Genomic DNA, 18,856 nt, shown 5'->3' with positions numbered 1-18,856 from the left:
CATTGTGTCAGGAGGGCGGGTCGTCGGCGCGGGTCCGTGACGCCGGCGCCGGTTCAGTGCCCGGCTGCGGCGTACTTCGCCTCGGTCTCGGCCTTTAGCGGCCGCCACCAGGACTCGTTGTCCCGGTACCAGCGCACCGTCTCCTCCAGGCCCGCCTCGAACTCGGTGAAGACAGGCTTCCAGCCCAGCTCGTTGCGCAGCTTCGTGGAGTCGATCGCGTAGCGCAGATCGTGGCCCGGGCGGTCCGCGACGTGGTCGAAGTCGTCCGCGCTCCGCCCCATGAGCTCCAGGATGGACCGCACCACGGCGAGATTGTTCTTCTCGCCGTTGGCGCCGATCAGGTACGTCTCCCCCGTGCGCCCGGCCTCGAGGATCCGGAGCACGGCCGCGGAGTGGTCGTCGACGTGGATCCAGTCGCGGACGTTCGCTCCCGCGCCATAGAGCCTCGGACGGACACCGTCAATGAGGTTGGTGATCTGCCGCGGGATGAACTTCTCGACGTGCTGGTACGGCCCGTAGTTGTTAGAGCAGTTGCTGATGGTCGCCTGCAGCCCGAACGACCGGACCCACGCGCGCACCAGCAGGTCGCTGCCAGCCTTCGTCGACGAATAGGGGCTGGAGGGGTTGTAGGGCGTCTCCTCCGTGAACCGGGCCGGGTCGTGAAGGTCCAGGTCCCCATAGACCTCGTCCGTGGAGACGTGGTGGAAGCGGACGCCGTGCCGCCGCGCCGCGTCCAGCAGAACGAACGTCCCGACGAGGTTCGTCTGTACGAATACCTCAGGAGAATGCAAGGAGTTGTCGTTGTGCGACTCGGCAGCGAAATGCACGATCGCGTCGGCCTCGGCGACGAGCCCGTCCACGAGCTGTGCGTCAGCGATGTCCCCGCGGACCAACGAGCAACGATTCGCGGGAAGTCCCGCCAAAGATGCCTCGTTTCCGGCGTAGGTCAGCTTGTCGAGCACGACAATTCGGTAGTCGGTGTGCTCGACGAGGTACCGGACGAAGTTCGCCCCGATGAAGCCGGCACCGCCGGTCACTAAGAGTTGATGCATAGAATGAAGCCTACAGGCGTCGAAGTCCGGCAGGCCTGTCAGCTCAAGCGTTGTTTAGGGGGACGTCGCATGCGGATTTTTCATGGCCCGTTTCGTCGAAGGTGTGTAGGTTCCGGGACCGCCGGCGTCGTCTCACGCACGGCTCGTCGTCAGCTGGTCGCCTAGTGCGCGGCATCATCCTCGCCGGAGGCACCGGCTCGCGCCTGCACCCCATCACACTGGGCATCAGCAAGCAGCTCATGCCCGTGTACGACAAGCCGATGATCTACTACCCGCTGTCCACGCTCATGCTGGCGGACATCCGGGACATCGAGATCATCACCACGGCACGCGAACAGGAACAGTTCCGGACGCTGCTGGGTGACGGCAGCCAGTTCGGCGTGAACCTGACCTACCGCGTCCAGCCCTCCCCCGACGGCCTGGCCCAGGCGTTCCTCCTCTGCGAGGACCACATCGGAGACGACTCCGTCGCCCTCGTGCTCGGTGACAACCTGGTGTACGGCCCCGGCCTCGGGCTGGGCCTCGAGGATCAGCAGTCGGTGCACGGCGCGACGATCTTCGGCTACTGGGTCAAGGACCCCTCCGCCTACGGCGTCGTCGAGTTCGACGGCGACTACCGCGCCAAGTCCCTCGAGGAGAAGCCGGCCGCGCCCAAGAGCAACTACGCGATCCCGGGCCTCTACTTCTACGACAACTCCGTCGTCGAACGCGCCCGGCAGCTGCGCCCCTCGGCCCGCGGCGAACTGGAGATCACCGATCTCAACCAGACCTATCTCGACGACGGCGAGCTGACCGTCCGCCTCATGCCGCGCGGCACCGCCTGGCTGGACACAGGCACCTTCGATTCCCTCAACGACGCCTCCAACTTCATCAGGACCCTGGAGCACCGCCAGGGGCTCAAGGTCGGCTGCCCGGAAGAGATCGCGTGGCGGCGCGGCTACCTCGACGACGAGGGGCTGCTGGCACAGGCGCGGCTGCTGCCGAAGAGCGGGTACGGCGCGTATCTGGAAGAGCTCGTCGTCCGCGGTCGGAACGGCTGAGGACGAGGGCGAATCACTTGATCCAGCATTCCAATCCGCTGCGCGTCGCGCACGTCACGGAAGCGATGGGCGGCGGCATCGTCACCGTCATCGCCTCGCTCGCGCTCCGGCAGGTCGAGGCCGGCGCAACCGTCGAGGTCCACTACATGGACCGCCCCGAGACGCCTGCGGCCGACGAGCTCGCGCGGCGCTTCCACCCCGCCGTCCGGCTCGTCTCGTATTCGACGGGACGCCGCGGGCGGGATCTGTTCACCATGGCGCGCACCGTGCGGGCGCGCCTCGTGCGCGACCTGTACGACGCCGTGCACTTGCACTCATCCTTCGCGGGCGCCGCCGTTCGGCTGCTGATGCCGGTCGGCGCGAAGTCACGCCGGCTGTTCTACTCGCCCCACGGCTGGTCTTTCCTTCGCGAGGACCTCCCGGCCCCGGCCCGACGCGTCGCCGCGTTGACGGAGCAGCTCCTCGCCCGGACCCCGGCGACGGTCGTCTCGACGTGCGACAGCGAGCACCAGTTGGCCGTCGCCCGGCTCCGTCCGCGCTCCGCCGCGCAGATCCAGACCGGCATCTCCCCCACCCAGATCGGAGACGTCCGGTCCGAGCCGATCACGAACAAACCCGGCAAGCCGCGCGTCGTCACGGTCGCGCGTGTTTGCTACCAGAAGGCTCCGTGGCGCTTTTCCCGCGTCGCCGACGCGCTGGGCGACGCCGGCGACTTCCGCTGGATCGGCGGCGGCGAACCGGCCGACGAAGCCGAATGGATCAGCGACGGAGTCACGGTGACCGGGTGGATCTCCCCCGACGAACTGGCTCGAGAGCTGGAAGAGGCTGACGTCTTCCTCTTCCCGTCCCTGTGGGAGGGCATGCCCATGGCGCTCATGCAGGCTCAGGCCGCTGGCATCCCATGCGTGGTCTCCGACGTCGTCGGCAACCGCGATGCGGTCCTCGACGGGGTCTCCGGATTCGTCTGCGGCACCGATGCCGAACTGGTGGAGAAGTGCAAGGTCTTGCTGGACGATCCTGCGCTCCGCCGCTCCATGGGTGCCGAAGCAATCGAGCACGCCCGCCGGTCCCTGACGGATGCGGGCCTCGGCCCCGAGACACTCAGCCTGTACCGCGAGCGGACCGCATGAAGAAGGCCATCGTCTTCGGCGGCAACGGCTTCATCGGCTCGCACGTCGTCGACCTCCTCGACAGGCTCGGCTACGACGTCACCGTCTTCGACCGTTTCTCCCGCGAGCCCACCTACTCCGCCCCTGCCCGCGCCATCCAGGGCGACTTCCACGACGCCGCGCAGGTCAGCGCGGCCTTGGCGGGCATGGACGAGGTGTTCCACTTCCTGACCTCGAGCACAGCCGCATCGCGCGGCGTCAATGCGCCCGATGATCTCGCGTCCAACGTCCTTCCGGCCGTCCGGCTCGCCCAATCCGCAGCCGATCACGGCGTGCGCCGGTTCGTCTTCGCCTCCACAGGTGGGGCGATCTACAGTTCGGCCACCCCGGGGCCGTACAAGGAGACGGACGATCTCGCTCCGATCTCCGCTTATGGAACCGGCAAGCTGTGCATCGAAACGTACCTGGACCTGATCTGCTCGCAGTCTTCGATGCAGTCCCTCGTACTCCGCATCGCCAACCCCTACGGGACCCGCCAGCGCCCGGACCGGCTCCAGGGCGTCATTCCGATCGCCTTGCGGCGCGTCCTCGACGGGCAGCCCCTGACCCGCATGGGCGACGGCTCCATGGTGCGCGACTACATCTGGATGGATGACCTCCTGGAGCGGCTGGCCCGCCTGCTCGAGGCTCCGGCACCACGGAACCGCGTCTACAACCTCGGCAGCGGCACGGGAAACACCGTCAACGACGTATTCGAGGGGATTGCGCAGGTGACGGGCATCCGGCCGGTCATCGAAACAGTCCCGCAGCCGGCATCGTACGTGCAGTCGGTGACGCTGGACATGTCACGTTTCGACGACGAATTCGGCACGCTGCCGAACAGCACGAGCCTTGAGGCCGGCATCACCAAGCTCTGGGAGGAGATCAACGATGGCGAGTGAATCCACAGCGCCCACGCGAAAAGTCGTCATCAACGGGCGCTTCCTCGGTCAGCCCGTGACCGGCGTCCAGCGATTCGCAGAGGAGGTGACGGCGGCCCTGTTGGCGATCGCGGACTTCCCGGTCGAGATCCTCGTGCCACAGGGCGTCCGCCCGCGATCCGACGGCCCGCTCGCAGGGCACGACGTCGTAGAGATCGGCCGCACGCAGGGACACCTCTGGGAACAAGTTGACCTCCCCCTGTACTTGAAGCGCCACGGAACACCGCTGCTGATCGGTCTCAGCAGCACGGCACCGGCCTTCTACCGCAACCAGTTCGCTCCGCACCACGACGTGACGTACGTGCGCTTCCCGGAGAGCTTCTCCTGGAAGTTCCGGCTCGTGTACGGGATTCTGGCCCCGCTCTTCCTGAAGAACGCCCGCCGTGTCATCACGGTGAGCGAGTTCTCCAAGTCCGAAATCGCGGATCACTTCGGGCTGCCGAAGGAGAAGATCGTCGTCATCCCCAATGCGCCATCGGCATTCTTCTTCGAGCACAGGACCGAGCCACTGGCTGACCCGGGCGCGGAGAAGCCGTACTTCTTGGCCGTGTCCTCGCCCAACGTGCACAAGAACTTCGAGCGCTTGGAACAGGCCTTCATGGACTTCATCGACGGGTCCGGCAGCGAGGTCGAGCTACGCATCATCGGTCAGCAGGCCAACACGTTCGCGGCTCGGGAATCGAGGAGCACGGCGAATATCAGGTACTTGGGCCGCGTCTCAGATTCGGAACTCGCACAGGCCTACGCCGGAGCGTTGGCGTTCGTCTTCCCGTCCCTCTACGAAGGTTTCGGCATCCCCCCGCTGGAGGCCCAAGCTGCTGGCGCCCCGGTCATCGCGTCGAACGCAGCGTCGATCCCCGAGGTCCTCGGCGACAGCGCCCTCTACTTCGACCCGTTGGATGTCGACGGCATGTCGGAGTTGATGCGCTCGTCCGCAGCGGACGAGTCCCTGCGGAACAAGTTGCGCCTCGACGGCGCCGACAACGCCAGCAAGTACTCGTGGTCCGCTTCAGCACGCAAACTGTCCAAAGCGATTCAAGACGTGCTACCAATCGTTGCCTGATAACAAACGCAGATAAATGACGCGGAACATTACATCTCGACGAGAGATGAGACGTTGACGCGTTGGTCAGTTGGTATGCGCGTCTGAACGACCCGACTTGATTCGATGCTCAACCGGCGCAGTTACTGACGCTGACCTTCCCTCCTTGGAGAGACAAAACATGATCGCCAAGCTGACCCAAATCGGCATGAATGTCCAAGATGACTGCGTACTGATTGATACAAGCACGAATACGCCGAGGGCAAGAATCACAGCCGACTGCCGTCGCAGCCTCCAGACAAGCAACGAAACCAATGCAAGAAATAGAATGGCTGCAACCATGCCGAACTCGGCGCCCACCTGCGCGTACGCGTTTTCCGCAATTGCGCGATAATCATCTTGAAAATACCATGGTGGTGCCTGACTAGATTCTGGCTCACGGTAGAACCACATACCGTAACGACCGGCCCCGACGCCAAGCCAAGGATGATCGAACATCATCCTGGAGGCAATTTCCGTTTTGAGCGATCTTACATCGAGAGAACGACTCGGATCGCCAAGTCCAGCCGCTGATTCCAGGAGGCCAAATTTGGCCAACTGAATCTCAAAATAGTTGCGTACCGCGGGCACAACCGAGCCAACTACAACCGCCGTTATTCCTAAGAAAAGAACGCGAACCCATACCGTCAATTGCGGCCTCACGAGAATCGCTACTGACAAGCCAAGGAGGACCCCAACGAAAGTTGTCGTGGACTGCGAGTAGACTCCAAGAAAAATCGAAATACCTACGACAGTCAGGCTTCTGTGGCGTAGCCCCAGGAGAAAAGCGACACCTGCGTAAAACCCGAGATGCTGCCCCTCCGTAAAGGGCCCGTTCCGGTAGGCACCGTCTCCCGTTCCGTCGAGAGACTCAGCCCTGATTCTCGTCTGATAGTTCAAAATCTCGAGGATCGACGTGTTGTCCAGTGCGTGCGCAACGATCTGAAGCAGAGTCGCAAGGAGGCAAACATATACAGAAATCCTAAAGGCCGCCCAAAGCCATTTAGCCCGCAGGCTCGCAGTCAAGAAAAATAAAAGAACTGTAAGGACAGGATAGAATGTATAGATAGTCAGATCGACTAACGGTGACCGACTATATCCTTGAAATACGCCCAACGGCTGCGGCATAACAGCATGGAACACGTAAGATATTAATACGACAGCTATCAGTGACCAAATTAGGAACTTGACCCGATGATCTCGGAACTTGCGCTTTGGGCCAAGTAGATAGAAGAACGAAGCTGCAATGAGTAAGAGCTCACTCACTTTGAGGGGAAACCCTAATTCAATGGAAAATGCCTGCTGAAGTGGCAGGAATACCACAGCGAAGAACGTCAGCTTCTCATACATAAGAAGGTCCCTGAATGTGGGTACGACTCGCACCCTCTTCGGATTCATCCGCGAGCCAATGACGGCTTGTTCGCTCATCTATGCCTTCCCCAACGCCCCTGCTTGACGCATCCGCGCCGAAACTACCCTTCAGCCTAGTAGTCTAGACGCAGTATCCGAACGCACACAGCGCGGAACGAGATGGGTCGTAGCCCGCTTCCTCAAGGAGTCCCATGAAGAACTTGGCCCTGACGGCCTTGAGCCGCATCCCAAGCCCAGCGCAGCGGAAGATTTTTCAGGTCCGCGAACGGATGATGGCAATCACCGAGTTCTACGCCGATCTCAGGCGCTTCCTCCGCCACAGCGGGCCCTCGGACCGCGTGTACGACTCTTCCGGGTCGAGGGGGCACGAAGCACAGGCCATTAAGGATTACCACCGGATCGAGAAGGGCCTCTCACTTCGGGAACCCAGACAGCCGTTCGGTGCTGAGCCAAGCCAGCGGCTGCGAGGAATCCTTGCGACTCCTGCGGTGATCGCCGCAATTCCTGGCCACGTTGCCGCTGCAGCCGAGGAGGCTTTAGATGGTCTTGAGCAATGGAACAATCACGGCGAGATCGACAGCAACCTAGCACCGTTCGTCGCAGAGCCGGTGGATGGGCCATCAGTCGATTTTTTCCTTAGCCGCAGAAGCGTTAGGAATTTCGACCCTTCCAGGGTCGTCGGTCAGGCTGATATTACGCACGCTGTAGAAATTGCTCAGTCGACGCCTTCTGTCTGCAATCGTCAGGCATCACGCGTTCATATCCTGACCAACCCGACCAAGATTAGAGCAGCCCTTAAACTTCAGTCGGGCAACGCTGGCTTCGGCGACGACATCACAACGTTGGCAATCATAACGGTCGATACACGCCTTTTCACCGGCGTTGGAGAGCGGAATCAAGGCTGGATCGATGGCGGGCTTTTTGCAATGACGTTCGTATGGGGCCTTCACAGTATCGGCGTCGACTCCTGCATGCTCAATTGGTCTAAGTCCAACTCACTCTCCAAGAAACTAAGAGTTCTCTCAGATATCCCTAATAGCGAAGACATAATCTGCACGGTTGCTTTGGGCTACGCGCCGACCAGCAGCGCTCGTGCAGCACGCTCTCCCCGCCGCCCAATCTCCGAGATTCTAACCTTCGACTCACAAAGGAATGGTGCCTAACTGTGGCTAACATAGTCATACAGATAAAGGCTCAGATCAAGAACATGGCTAAGAGGGTCCTTTCAAGTCCGCTCTACGCTCGGTTGCTCCATGACGGCGACATGCTCACAGCGAGACTGGCAAAAAGGCGTACGAAAACAAGTCCAACACTGGACCGTGATTTTACTCTTGTCTTGGCGCCTTCGGGCCATGGCAACCTTGGCGACCAGGCAATGTTCGAATCTTGCCTGGACAACATTTCTGGTCCAAAGACTGCAATATTGGACTCTGCAGACGCACTCTTGATTCCCGAAGGAATGAGAGAAGAGACCACAGTCGTTGTACTTCCACGCGCTATTTCCGGCCTTCCGGTCGCGCGGATACCAGACGTATTGGCGTTCTCGGTCTTGGCCGCCAAAGCGAAGAATGTCGTATTACCTGGGGCCGATACAATGGATGGCGGCGGAAATCCCTCTGCCTCTCATGCCCGCGTATCTTTGATGCGTCTAGCATCCTTTATGGGAGCAAATACTCGAATCCTTGGATTCAGTTGGCCACCTCGAGTCTCACCACCTTTGGCACAGCGACTGGCTAAGACCTCTGAATTCGTGTCAGTCTTTGCAAGAGATCCTGAGTCGCACCGGAGGCTGCTACGAGACGGTGTCCGCGCCTCACTGGTTTCGGATATTGTCTTCACAAGCGTCAACGTATCAAAGCCGCCAGTCGACATCGTGGAATACGTCCACCGCCGCAGCGCCGAGGGTGAGAAGTTTGTTATCCTCAATTGCAGTGGACTAATTGCTCGGCGCAAGGACCTCCGCGAGGAATACAAGAAAATCGTCCGGTACCTGCAGAATGTAGACTATAGAGTTGTTTTTCTACCACACGTTATCCGCGACTGGGATGACGATCTCAGTGTTTGCCGAGAGATTTACAACGAGGTCGGCTCGCAAGATGACCTGCTTGTCTCAGAACGACTCGTCCCATCCCAGGTCCGATGGCTCACCTCAGCGGCACATCTTACTGTCACAGGTAGAATGCACCTCGCAATCCAATCGTTCTCGAAGGGAACGCCTGCAATCACGCTCGCGACGAGCGGTAAAGTCGAGGGCCTCTACGAATTGTTGGGCCTCGAAATCGGTTGCGTTTCACCAGACGCCAGCGTGGCACACGAGGTAGCCGCGACCATGGAAGTTTGGACATCCGAGGCGTCTAACCTAGAAGCCACTTTGCGTGATTCTGTCGCAACGGCTCAATCCATGTCTAAGTTGAACTTCGCCGGGCTGGGCTAGATATTATGTCGGAACGAAAGCTGTTTCTCCGTAAACTAACCAGTTTCGGCGCATCAACTGTTCTCCTAAGTGCGATAACATTCTTATCGATTCCGATTACAATTTCGGTCCTCGGTACGGAACGATGGGCAAGTTTTGCCCTTGGCCAGGCCATTGGTGAAGTTTGCCGTGTCATTGTGACTTGGTCTTGGAACTCGGTAGGGATTACTCGAACCGCAGCCCTCGAAGAATCTGAAAGGTTCGCAGAGTTCACAAAGTCTCTGGCTCCCCGTGCCGTACTTCTTGCCGCTTGCCTTGGCGGTATTCTGATTGTCACATTCAGCTATGATGTCGCTGATTACTTCTTGTTCACTACAGCAGCTGCTGGCGGAGCCATGGTTGGCTTGACGGCGTCTTGGTACTTCATATCAATCGGCGACTCACGCGGCTTCTTCGTCTGGAGTGCGGCACCAAGAGCGTTCGCCCTGCTTTTGGGTTCACTTACACTGCTTATCTGGCCAGAGCCTCAAATCCTCGGTTATGCGATCATCATCGGTGCCATCTTCGCCATTCTAGGCGGAAACACTGTCATTTTCAGGCTTCATCGCCGGTCCGATAATCGGCAAAGTGTTGGATTTCGCAAACGCATAATTGAAGTCCCCAGTCTGTTGAGGCAAGGCTTCGGGGCCTTTTCCATCGGATTCATTGCAGCCGCTAGACTCTCAGTCCCGATCCTCATGGCACCGACAGTCATTTCGTCTTCACTAACACCCCTCCTGGCTCTATCTGACAAAATTGTCCGCTGGTCGAATACTGCAGCCACTCCCTGCCTTCAGGTAATACAGTCTCGACTACCAAAATGGGGTGCCAATGTTGAAAGTCGGGCCCTACGTGGGTCACTGGTGGGGGCGGTTGTGGGTTTCATTGGTAGTTCACTAGTTTTTGTCACGACTCCCCCCTTGGCCAAGTTCTTGACTGGCGGGTCTATAGACGTCGACTACGCCCTCTCAGGGATACTCTCCATTATTGTGTTCTGCTGGTTCTCGAACATGGTCGTTGGGAACTCGGCTCTCGGTCTTCTAGGTCGCACTAAGTCTGTTGCAGGTTATTCACTTCTGTCGCTTTTCGTAGGAATCGCGGCCTTTTTCCCTTTGGTACGGTTCTACGATGTTCATGGCGCTTTCATGTCGTTAGCGATTATGGAAATTGCCTTGAGCATAATTCTTGCATTCATCCTCGGTCGTTCCGTCCGCCGAACGTCGAGGATGCTAGACGACACAGCCTCACCACACCAATGAAACGAAAGCTCAAGATGGTCGTTACGCAGAGGAGAAAACGTTAGAATCCAGTGTCAGACTGTAAGCTTTGCTACACTTTGTAACGAAAAGTCTATGAAGGTGGTTTTATGGTGTCCCTTCCTCACGAGGAGCTGGGTCACCGCTTGGGGGAACCACGTTTCGAGCTCAATACCGGCTGGTCACGTACTCTCAAGCGGCAGCTCGCAATCCTCGATTTCATCCTGATTGCCACGGCAATCATTGCTGCACATGTGCTCAGGTTCGGTACCGAGACCGATGTTCCGGTGTCTGCGCGCTCATTCACAGACGTCGACTACTCGACCCTCGGCGTAGCCATCGGTGCCATCTGGTGGCTTTCCCTCGGCGCGTGGAACACCCGCGACGTACGATTCCTCGGCGCCGGCTTTGACGAGTACAAACGAGTCACAACAGCCTCCCTATCCGTCTTCGGGATGCTGGCCATCGTGTCCTACGCCGTTCAAGCTGAGACAGCACGCGGCTACGTCGGCATCGCGCTGCCCCTCGGCCTCTTCCTACTACTCGTCGGCAGATGGGCCTTCCGCAAGCGGATCCGGACTGCTCGAAGCAGCGGCAAGTACAACCGACGCGTACTTGTCATCGGCGGACTCGACGCCGTTCAGCACCTTGCCAGCCGCCTCGCGGACGACCCAGGTGCAGGATACCTGCCCATAGGTGGCGTCATCCCAAGTGCAGAACTTCGCGACGCTGCAGAGTCTGGGGTCGAAATTATCGGGACGGGCAACTCCTTAGAGTCCATCCTCTGCGCGCTCGAAAGCTCCGGCGCCGATACGGTTGCCATCTCAGCCGGTTCCGCCCTGTCACCCGTCGTCGTCCGCAAACTCGGCTGGGAGCTTCACGCTCGCGGGATCACCATGATCATGGCCCCAGCCCTCACCGACATCGCTGGGCCACGCATCCACACCCAGCCTGTTGCGGGTCTGCCACTCATCCATGTGGCGACTCCTCAACTCGAAGGAATCAAGCGTGTGGCGAAGCGCTGTTCCGACATCGTCTTCGCTTCCATCGGCCTCCTCTTGCTCTCCCCCGTCCTGCTGGTTGTCGCCATCTTGATCAAGATCGACGACCCGGGACCTGTATTCTTCCAGCAACGCCGCATCGGCAAGAACGGCGATCCGTTCCGAATGCACAAGTTCCGCTCGATGGTTGTTGACGCCGAGGCGCGGCTCGCCGAACTAGAACTCCAAAGCGAGGGCAACGGCGTCCTGTTCAAGCTCAAGAACGACCCGCGCATCACCAAGCTTGGCGCCTTCATGCGCCGCTACAGCATTGACGAGCTGCCGCAGCTTTGGAACGTCGTGGTCGGCGAGATGAGCCTTGTCGGTCCACGTCCACCGCTTCCCAGCGAGGTCGAGACCTACGAGGAGCACGTACACCGGCGCCTCATGGTCACTCCCGGGATCACGGGTCTCTGGCAGGTCAGCGGCCGCTCCGATCTCTCCTGGGACGATTCGGTCCGGCTCGACCTCTACTACGTCGAGAACTGGTCGCTCACACAGGACCTGATCATCATGCTCAAGACTGCCAAAGCGGTCTTCGGTAAGAGCGGCGCCTACTAAATTCGTTGAGAAGACGATGAGTGAGGCCCGGCCCCTGCACCGCAGGGGCCGGGCCTCACTCGTCGTCAGGTCTCTGATCAATCCCTCTTCAACTCGACCGGCTTCATCCAGTGATAACCCACACCGTGCACAGTACGAATCCTCCTGGGATCCCTCACGTTCTCGCCAAGCTTTTTCCGTAGGTTTCCCATATGAACTTCGAGGCTGCGGTTCGCCTTGTCATCCATCGCCGAGGCGGTGCGCACTCCGCACGTGGCAGCCAACAACTCTCCCCGCGTGAACAGGTTGCCGGTGCCATCGGGATGCCCGTACATCAAGGTCAACAGCAGGCGATGTTCCGTATTACTCAGTCTCACTTCGACGTCGTTGACCCAACAGCGATGGTTCCTCGCGTCGAGGACGACACCGTCACTGACAAGAATGAGCGGCCCGGCGACGCTGTCGGCACCTTCGTCGTCAAGGTCCGAAGCGGTCGTCGCGGTCCCGTCCTCTTCGTCAACAACGTCCACCGCTGACGGAACCCAGCGCAGGCGCCGCAACATCGACCGCACGCGCGCCCGCAGCTCATGGTGGCCGAGGCGTCCGTCGACGATCTGGTCAGCCCCGGCCCGCAGCAGGGCAATCCGGCCGTCCTCGTCGGCGAAGAAGTCAATGACGACGATGTACGCATTCGTGAACCGTCGTAGCCGCAGAATGGCCTTCTGACCGTGCAAGTCCGGATACGAGCTCGACATGATGATCAATGACGGACGCGTTCTCGACGCAACGTTCACGAGAGTCCGACCGGTCGTCGCTTGAATCTTGCTAAAGTTCTCGCCCTGGACAAGGTCCAGTAGGGCGGTTCGCAGCTCGTCATCAGCAAGCGCGACCAGAATGCGCACTCGCGGTGGCGCACCTACGCCGAAGTGCCCCTCGCCGGCCGCGTCACTGCGACCTAGGAAATATTGCCTCATGCCCTACTAGTAGTTCATTGCCGCGGAACGTGATTCTCTGATTCGAGAATATTGCCGAATCTTTAGCAAGCGGTGGGAATTGCTTTGCATTTCAATTACGGTATCCCAAACTGCTCAGTTCAGTGGACCTTGATCAATACTTTGGAACGCCAGCCGATTTACGTCCGGCTTGACGCTCTTCGCGCCAACAGGTTCCGATGCAGCCTTGCTGACGCCTTTTCTGATCCCTAATGAGGAGAGCGGGAAGAACTCCCGCCCTAGTCACCTCAAGGGGATCATTCCTATGCACAACCACGACGTCTCAAACGAAGGCATCGACCGCCGTACCATCACCAAGGGCGCGGCCTGGAGCCTTCCCGTGCTCGCCGCAGCCGTCGCGGCACCGCACGCCGCCGCGTCCGTCGAGCCGCCCGTTTGCCCCGAGTGCTTCTCCGCCGGCATCGGTGCTGCCTTCACCGCCCAAGCCGTGGTGCTCAACAATAGGGGTGCCCTGGCTATCACGACGGCCCTCAACGTCAGCACGCAGAGCTGTGCGGACCTGAGCCTGTTCCAGCCGGTGTACACGGCGATCATGACCAACGCCACGCTCACCATGACCGACGGGTCCGAGTACACGTCCACGGCCGGTCTCGGCACCGGCGTCGGCACGTTCGGCGCGATCAGCGCGTTCAACTACAACGGCCTCTTCACCGGAGTGAACTACCCGAACGACGCCATCCCGCCTTACGGCCGCAACGCGCCGGCACGTCTGTGTGTGGACTTCACCATGGTCGTCGTCGGCCTCCCCAGCCTGCTGGAACTCCGCTGCCCGGTCACCATCTGCTGGGACGTGACCAATATGGTTTCGCTAGGCACCGTTATTCTCGGTGCGGGCACGGTCAACCACACCGGAATCATGGCCGCCGGCTAAGACTCAACAGGTTCGGTCTCCGAGCTGGAGTGAGCGGCCCGTTGTTCGTTTTCCGCGGGCCGCTCTTTGGCTGACTGGACCATCTTTGGATAAAATAGGGTACTTTCGCGAACGAACCGCGCGGCAGGCCTGTCGTGAGCACATCACTTGCAGCGATTCTCGTTCTTTAGGTGTACGATTCAAGCACCTGACACCTCAAGGTAGAGGTCGCTCAGCTTAAGTGGAATCATTCTCTTCTTAATTTTGGACGCACGGGATTCATCAGTTATTTTTGATTCTTCCCATAACGATACTTACCCGCCGGTAGATCCGAACGCCGGGCGGGTTGCACAGTTCCCGGACAACCTGAATTTGCCCTCCCAGAGTAGGTTCCAATAGTCCGGGACGCAGCGCGTTAATCCTGCAGTCCAGGATGCGTTGCGGGCGGCGATGTTGCCTCAAACTTCTCGCCGCAGTCAGCCTCGCGGACTTAGTCCGCGAGGCTGACCCCCAAAACCTCACTCATGGGCGCACTCGTGGCGCAGCAACACCACCCGAGCCAAGCTCTTTGGCAACTGGTCGCTTCCGGCAGGATCGGACTGCAGTCAGGATTGGTGACAGGTCGTGGTCACGCCGCCACTTCTGCAGCGTCATCGGGTGGACACCGAAGTCTTTCGCGATCTGCTCGATCGTCGCTCCAAGCCCACGATGGCGCGCGACGCCCACGACGTCGTCACGGAACTCGGTGGGACTGGTCTTTGGCACTCTGTATTCTGGGTCCATGTTGACTCAACTTGCGGCCTCTAGGACAGTTTGTGACTACGCCTGACGTGCGCCCTGTCGGCGACCTGCCGAATGAGTTGGGGAAGACCGCACCGCGAGAATTACTGCTGGCCGGCATCGATAGCCTCGCCAAGATCAGTGAGCACTCCGAGAGGGAGCTCCTCGCTGTCCACGGTGTTGGCCCCAAGGCGATCAGGATCCTGCGTGCAGCGCTGGCGGATCGAGGGTTGACCTTTTCGGACGACATCGCAGAAACGGCTCAGGATTCGAGCGTTCACTGAGGTCGTTCAGCGTCTGAATTCGGTTGGTTCTCGTTGCGGACTTGCGTGTGAAAGTAGGAAATGCCGGGGCCAGTCGGCCATGTCCACGGTGATGGGCACATGGGCGACTGCCACCGCCATGGGTGGTGCCGCCGGGTTCGCGCATATGGCCTGGCGATCCGACCGCAGCGGTTCCCGTACGCCACGCCCCCCACTGGTTAGTGCCGATCGTCCGCTTCGCCGACTGAGTCGGCCAGTGCAGACGCCCCGAACCCGTGGGCCGGGAGCTGCCGCGCAGCCGCCGCATGCAGGGCGACGGCGTCCTCCGCTCGCTCCGCGGCCGCCTCCGGCCCGGCTTCCTGGCCCGCCTGCGACAACAGTGCACCGGTCACCCCCGCGAGGACGTCACCGCTGCCTGCGGTCGCGAGCGTGGACGGCGCACCTGTCACCAGCCGGACCGTGCCGTCCGGCGTGGCCACCGCCGTCGTCGGGCCCTTCAGGACTACGACGGAGCTCAGCTCCTCAGCCGCGCGGGACGCCCAGCGGATCGGATCGCCGGAGACGTCCGACGCCGAAACCGGTATCCCCCGCCCCGACAGCAGCGACGCGAGCTCGCCCGCGTGGGGCGTCAGGACCGTCGCGGCCCTTCGCGGCGTCTCGGGCAGATACGGCAGGGCGCTGGCGTCGACGACGACTGGCAGGTCCGAGGACAGCGCGCGTTCGACGCTGCGCCGTTGGTCGGCGTCGTCCCCGATGCCCGGGCCGAGCACCCAGGCGCTTACTCGGTCGAAAACCCCGTCGCCCGGCGCCGCCACGATGGCCTCGGGGCACGCCTCGAGAATCATCCGCCGCATCGTCGGCGCCGATTCCGGGGCGACGACGACCAGCATGCCGATACCGGCGTTCACGGCGGCCCGGGCGGCAAGAACGGCGGCGCCCGGGTACTGCTCCGAGCCGGCGACGAGGCCGACGACCCCGCGCGAATACTTGTGTGCGTTCCAGACCGGCGGATCGAGCCGCGCGGGGCCCTCGCACAGCCACACGGACGGCCCCGGAAGGTGCGGGCCGAGGCCGATGTCCACGACCGTGACGTCCCCGGCGAGCGAGCGCCCTTCCCCCACGGCGAGCCCACGCTTGAGCGCGCCGAAGGTCACGGTCGTGGCGGCGGCGAGCGCTCCGGGCTCGGCGCGACCCGTGTCAGCGTCGACGCCCGAGGGCAGATCGCACGCGACGACATGCACGCCGGCCGGGGGCACCGGGAGATCCAGGGGGCGCGGCGCGGCGCCCACTCGGGTGCCGGTGCCCGTCACGGCGTCGATCAACACGTCGAGGGTGAACAGCAGCCCAGCGGCCGCTGCGCGGTCCACGGCAGGCACGACGCGACCGCCGGCGGCGCGGAAAGCGCGCATTCCGTCGTCGTGCCAGCGGTCGTGGGTCGTGAACGCGATCGCGTCAACGCCCCGGCCGCGCAGCTGCGCCAACGCGAAGAGCGCGTCTCCCCCGTTGTTGCCCGGTCCGACGTACGCGCCCACCCGCGCCCCGTACACGCGCGAGGCCCGGCGTCCGGAAACGGCGACGCCGCCCTGCTGGGAGACCGGTGTGGTTCCCTGCAGGACGGCGATGACGTGCTGTGCGAGGCCGCGGGCCGCGCGCCGCATGAGCTCGGGCCCGCGCCCGGCGTCGAGCAGCGGCTGCTCGGCGGCTCTGACCTCCGAGCCGGAGTAGGCGGGCCTCACGGGAGCCGTTCGGCCACGACCATGGCCGTGGCCAGGTCCCCGTCGTGGCTCATCGAAAGGTGCCAGTACTGCACACCCTTGGCGGCGGCGGCCTCGGCCACCGAGCCGTCGATGAGGATGTGCGGGTCGCCGGCGTCGTCCTTGACGACCTGGCAGTGCTGCCAGTTCATCCCGGCGGGCGCACCGAGCGCCTTGGCGACGGCCTCCTTCGCGGCGAACCGCGCCGCGAGCGAACGCAGCGGCAACTCGCGCTCAGCCGGGACGAACAGCCGCTCGAGCAGCGCCGGCGTGCGCTCGAGCTGCGCCTTGAAGCGCGAGACCTCGACCACGTCGACTCCGACCCCGACGATCATCGGCTGCCCTCGCGCCTACTCGACCGTGACGGACTTGGCGAGGTTGCGCGGCTGGTCCACGTCGAAGCCCTTGGCCGTGGCCAGCTCGCACGCAAAGATCTGCAGCGGGACCGTCGCCAGCAGCGGCATCAGCAGCGTCGGGGTCTCCGGGACGTAGAAGACGAACTCGGCGTAGCGCTGCACGTCCTCATCGCCCTCCTCCGCGATGACCAGGGTCTTGGCGCCGCGGGCGCGGACCTCCTGGATGTTGGAGACGACCTTGGCGTGCAGCGAGTCGCGGCCGCGCGGGGACGGCACGACGACGAAGACGGGCTGGCCGTCGTCGATCAGCGCAATCGGGCCGTGCTTGAGCTCGCCGGCGGCGAAGCCCTCGGCGTGGATGTAGGCGATCTCCTTGAGCTTGAGAGCGCCCTCCATGGCCACCGGGTAGCCGACGTGGCGGCCCAGGAAGAGCACCGACTGCTCCTCGGACATCGAGCGGGCCAGCTCCTTGATCTCGTCCTCGCGGTCCAGGATGTCCTGGATCTTGGCCGGGATCTTGCCGAGGTCGGCGAGGATGTCCTTGATCTGGCCGGTGAAGAGGTTCCCGCGCAGGTGCCCCAGGTAGAGGCCGAGCACGTAGGTGGCCGTGATCTGGGCGAGGAACGCCTTGGTGGAGGCGACGGCGATCTCCGGGCCGGCGTGCGTGTAGAGCACGGCGTCGGACTCGCGCGGGATCGTGGACCCGTTGGTGTTGCAGATCGAGAGCGTCTTGGCGCCCTGCTCCTTGGCGTAGCGGACCGCCATGAGCGTGTCCATGGTCTCGCCCGACTGCGAGATCGAGACGATCAGCGTGTTCTCGTCGACGATCGGCTCGCGGTAGCGGAACTCGTGGGAGAGCTCGACCTCGACAGGGATGCGGCACCAGGACTCGATCGCGTACTTGGCGACGGAGCCGGCGTAGGCCGACGTGCCGCACGCGAGCACGATGATTTTGGAGATGCCCTTGAGCTTCTCCGGATCGATGCGCAGCTCGTCGAGCGTCAGGCGGCCCTCGGCGTCGGCGCGGCCCAGCAGGGTGTCGGCGACGGCGGCGGGCTGGTCGTGGATCTCCTTGGCCATGAAGGAGGCGAAGCCGCCCTTCTCGGCCGCGGCGGCGTCCCAGTCGACGGAGAACTCGCGGCCCTCGGCCGGGTTGCCGAAGAAGTCGGTGATGACGTGGTTCTCGGGGGTGATCGTGACGATCTGGTCCTGGCCAAGCTCGACGGCGCGACGGGTGAAGTCGATGAAGCCGGAGACGTCGGAGCCGAGGAAGTTCTCGTTGTCGCCGAGGCCGACGACGAGTGGGGAATTGCGGCGCGAGGCGACGACGACTCCCGGGTGGTCCTCGTGCACGGCCAGCAGGGTGAACGCGCCCTCGAGCTTCTGGCTCGCGAGCTGCATCGAGACGGTCAGATCGCCTGCGCCTTCGCCGCGGTAGATGTCACCGAGCAGGACGGCGGAAACCTCGGTGTCGGTCTCGGAGAGGAACTCGTAGCCCTTGGCGACGAGGGTCTGCTTGATCTCGGCGAAGTTCTCGATGATGCCGTTGTGGATCAGGGCGAGGCGGCCGCCGTCGGCCAGGTGCGGGTGCGCGTTCTGGTCGGTCGGGCCGCCATGGGTCGCCCAGCGGGTGTGCCCGATGCCCGTCAACGACTCCGCCAGCGGGCTCTCCGCGATCTCGTTCACGAGATTCACGAGCTTGCCGGACTTCTTCCGTGCCTCGACGCCGGAGTCAGTCAGGACGGCCACGCCGGCCGAGTCGTAGCCGCGGTACTCCAGGCGGCGCAGCCCTTCGAGCACGACGTCCAGCGCGCCGTGGTCACCTGTCGTCTTGGTATTACGGCCAACATAGCCAACGATTCCACACATGGGCACTAGGGTATCGCGCAATTAGGCAAATCCGGAGATCAAGAGACCAC

16 protein-coding genes are annotated in these 18,856 nt (G+C 62.2%); 9 read left to right on the top strand and 7 right to left on the bottom strand.

Annotated features, from left to right (window positions below; translation table 11 throughout):
• Nucleotides 1-53: 53 nt before the first annotated feature.
• On the bottom strand, nucleotides 54-1,052 hold the full coding sequence (gene rfbB, locus EV380_RS01875; RefSeq protein ID WP_130448936.1) for a dTDP-glucose 4,6-dehydratase: 999 nt from the start codon (nucleotides 1,050-1,052) through the stop codon (nucleotides 54-56).
• Nucleotides 1,053-1,216: 164 nt separating this feature from the next.
• On the opposite strand from rfbB, the gene rfbA reads away from it, so the two are divergent.
• Genes rfbA through EV380_RS01855 form a run of 4 tightly spaced genes read left to right on the top strand, consistent with a single transcriptional unit; the run spans nucleotide 1,217 to nucleotide 5,244 of the window.
• Nucleotides 1,217-2,092 carry a glucose-1-phosphate thymidylyltransferase RfbA gene (gene rfbA / locus EV380_RS01870; RefSeq protein ID WP_130448934.1) on the top strand — a complete coding sequence of 292 codons (876 nt, stop codon included), beginning with the start codon at nucleotides 1,217-1,219 and terminating at the stop codon, nucleotides 2,090-2,092.
• Nucleotides 2,093-2,109: 17 nt separating this feature from the next.
• On the top strand, nucleotides 2,110-3,222 hold the full coding sequence (locus tag EV380_RS01865; protein ID WP_130448932.1) for a glycosyltransferase: 1,113 nt from the start codon (nucleotides 2,110-2,112) through the stop codon (nucleotides 3,220-3,222).
• Nucleotides 3,219-4,142 (top strand): NAD-dependent epimerase/dehydratase family protein, encoded by a 924-nt coding sequence (locus EV380_RS01860; protein ID WP_130448930.1) that lies wholly within the window; start codon nucleotides 3,219-3,221, stop codon nucleotides 4,140-4,142. Before EV380_RS01865 ends, EV380_RS01860 begins: the two co-directional genes overlap by 4 nt.
• Nucleotides 4,132-5,244 (top strand): glycosyltransferase family 4 protein, encoded by a 1,113-nt coding sequence (locus tag EV380_RS01855; protein WP_130448928.1) that lies wholly within the window; start codon nucleotides 4,132-4,134, stop codon nucleotides 5,242-5,244. Before EV380_RS01860 ends, EV380_RS01855 begins: the two co-directional genes overlap by 11 nt.
• Before the next feature lie 66 nt (nucleotides 5,245-5,310).
• Here EV380_RS01855 and EV380_RS01850 read toward each other — a convergent pair whose 3' ends face one another.
• Nucleotides 5,311-6,690: an O-antigen ligase family protein gene (locus EV380_RS01850; RefSeq protein ID WP_130448926.1), complete on the bottom strand. Its 1,380-nt coding sequence runs from the start codon at nucleotides 6,688-6,690 to the stop codon at nucleotides 5,311-5,313.
• A gap of 134 nt (nucleotides 6,691-6,824) precedes the next feature.
• Between EV380_RS01850 and EV380_RS01845 the strand changes: the two genes are divergently transcribed.
• The 3 genes from EV380_RS01845 to EV380_RS01835 all read left to right on the top strand — a co-directional run bounded on the left by EV380_RS01845 (nucleotide 6,825) and on the right by EV380_RS01835 (nucleotide 11,942).
• Complete coding sequence (locus tag EV380_RS01845; RefSeq protein WP_130448924.1) at nucleotides 6,825-7,796, top strand: nitroreductase family protein; 972 nt, start codon at nucleotides 6,825-6,827, stop codon at nucleotides 7,794-7,796.
• Between the two features lie 2 nt (nucleotides 7,797-7,798).
• Nucleotides 7,799-9,067 carry a polysaccharide pyruvyl transferase family protein gene (locus EV380_RS01840; protein WP_130448922.1) on the top strand — a complete coding sequence of 423 codons (1,269 nt, stop codon included), beginning with the start codon at nucleotides 7,799-7,801 and terminating at the stop codon, nucleotides 9,065-9,067.
• A gap of 1,384 nt (nucleotides 9,068-10,451) precedes the next feature.
• Nucleotides 10,452-11,942, top strand: a complete 1,491-nt coding sequence (locus EV380_RS01835; protein WP_130448920.1) for a sugar transferase — start codon at nucleotides 10,452-10,454, stop codon at nucleotides 11,940-11,942.
• Between the two features lie 77 nt (nucleotides 11,943-12,019).
• Here EV380_RS01835 and EV380_RS01830 read toward each other — a convergent pair whose 3' ends face one another.
• The gene (locus EV380_RS01830) at nucleotides 12,020-12,823 is read right to left on the bottom strand and encodes a winged helix-turn-helix domain-containing protein (protein ID WP_165391866.1); all 804 of its coding nucleotides are present in this window, start codon (nucleotides 12,821-12,823) and stop codon (nucleotides 12,020-12,022) included.
• A gap of 355 nt (nucleotides 12,824-13,178) precedes the next feature.
• On the opposite strand from EV380_RS01830, the gene EV380_RS16515 reads away from it, so the two are divergent.
• Nucleotides 13,179-13,805, top strand: coding sequence for a hypothetical protein (locus EV380_RS16515; RefSeq protein WP_165391865.1), 627 nt, complete (start codon nucleotides 13,179-13,181; stop codon nucleotides 13,803-13,805).
• Nucleotides 13,806-14,306: 501 nt separating this feature from the next.
• Here the strand turns inward: EV380_RS16515 and EV380_RS17065 are convergent.
• Complete coding sequence (locus EV380_RS17065) at nucleotides 14,307-14,567, bottom strand: transposase (RefSeq protein WP_479729367.1); 261 nt, start codon at nucleotides 14,565-14,567, stop codon at nucleotides 14,307-14,309.
• A 32-nt stretch (nucleotides 14,568-14,599) separates the two neighbouring features.
• Between EV380_RS17065 and EV380_RS01810 the strand changes: the two genes are divergently transcribed.
• Complete coding sequence (locus EV380_RS01810) at nucleotides 14,600-14,848, top strand: helix-hairpin-helix domain-containing protein (RefSeq protein ID WP_130448912.1); 249 nt, start codon at nucleotides 14,600-14,602, stop codon at nucleotides 14,846-14,848.
• Nucleotides 14,849-15,045: 197 nt separating this feature from the next.
• On the opposite strand, the gene EV380_RS01805 is transcribed toward EV380_RS01810, so the two are convergent.
• The 3 genes from EV380_RS01805 to glmS are packed head-to-tail and all read right to left on the bottom strand — an operon-like array spanning nucleotide 15,046 to nucleotide 18,806.
• Nucleotides 15,046-16,563, bottom strand: coding sequence for an NAD(P)H-hydrate dehydratase (locus EV380_RS01805; protein WP_130448910.1), 1,518 nt, complete (start codon nucleotides 16,561-16,563; stop codon nucleotides 15,046-15,048).
• The gene (locus EV380_RS01800; RefSeq protein ID WP_102159573.1) at nucleotides 16,560-16,916 is read right to left on the bottom strand and encodes a holo-ACP synthase; all 357 of its coding nucleotides are present in this window, start codon (nucleotides 16,914-16,916) and stop codon (nucleotides 16,560-16,562) included. Before EV380_RS01800 ends, EV380_RS01805 begins: the two co-directional genes overlap by 4 nt.
• A 15-nt stretch (nucleotides 16,917-16,931) precedes the next feature.
• The gene (gene glmS, locus EV380_RS01795; RefSeq protein ID WP_130448908.1) at nucleotides 16,932-18,806 is read right to left on the bottom strand and encodes a glutamine--fructose-6-phosphate transaminase (isomerizing); all 1,875 of its coding nucleotides are present in this window, start codon (nucleotides 18,804-18,806) and stop codon (nucleotides 16,932-16,934) included.
• Between the last annotated feature and the right edge of the window lie 50 nt (nucleotides 18,807-18,856).

The sequence above is a fragment of the Zhihengliuella halotolerans genome, assembly GCF_004217565.1.
GTDB classification, from domain to species: Bacteria; Actinomycetota; Actinomycetes; order Actinomycetales; family Micrococcaceae; genus Zhihengliuella; species Zhihengliuella halotolerans.
Note: the sequence above shows the minus strand (reverse complement) of the source record. Positions and strands in the feature narration are given on the sequence as shown.

Bases quoted from the DNA above. Each gene is read 5' to 3' on its own strand.
- rfbB (WP_130448936.1), bottom strand. From the start codon at position 1,052: ATGCATCAACTCTTAGTGACCGGCGGTGCCGGCTTCATCGGGGCGAAC.
- EV380_RS01860 (WP_130448930.1), top strand. From the start codon at position 3,219: ATGAAGAAGGCCATCGTCTTCGGCGGCAACGGCTTCATCGGCTCGCAC.
- EV380_RS01855 (WP_130448928.1), top strand. From the start codon at position 4,132: ATGGCGAGTGAATCCACAGCGCCCACGCGAAAAGTCGTCATCAACGGG.
- EV380_RS01850 (WP_130448926.1), bottom strand. From the start codon at position 6,690: ATGAGCGAACAAGCCGTCATTGGCTCGCGGATGAATCCGAAGAGGGTG.
- EV380_RS01845 (WP_130448924.1), top strand. From the start codon at position 6,825: ATGAAGAACTTGGCCCTGACGGCCTTGAGCCGCATCCCAAGCCCAGCG.
- EV380_RS01835 (WP_130448920.1), top strand. From the start codon at position 10,452: ATGGTGTCCCTTCCTCACGAGGAGCTGGGTCACCGCTTGGGGGAACCA.
- EV380_RS16515 (WP_165391865.1), top strand. From the start codon at position 13,179: ATGCACAACCACGACGTCTCAAACGAAGGCATCGACCGCCGTACCATC.
- EV380_RS17065 (WP_479729367.1), bottom strand. From the start codon at position 14,567: ATGGACCCAGAATACAGAGTGCCAAAGACCAGTCCCACCGAGTTCCGT.
- EV380_RS01800 (WP_102159573.1), bottom strand. From the start codon at position 16,916: ATGATCGTCGGGGTCGGAGTCGACGTGGTCGAGGTCTCGCGCTTCAAG.
- glmS (WP_130448908.1), bottom strand. From the start codon at position 18,806: ATGTGTGGAATCGTTGGCTATGTTGGCCGTAATACCAAGACGACAGGT.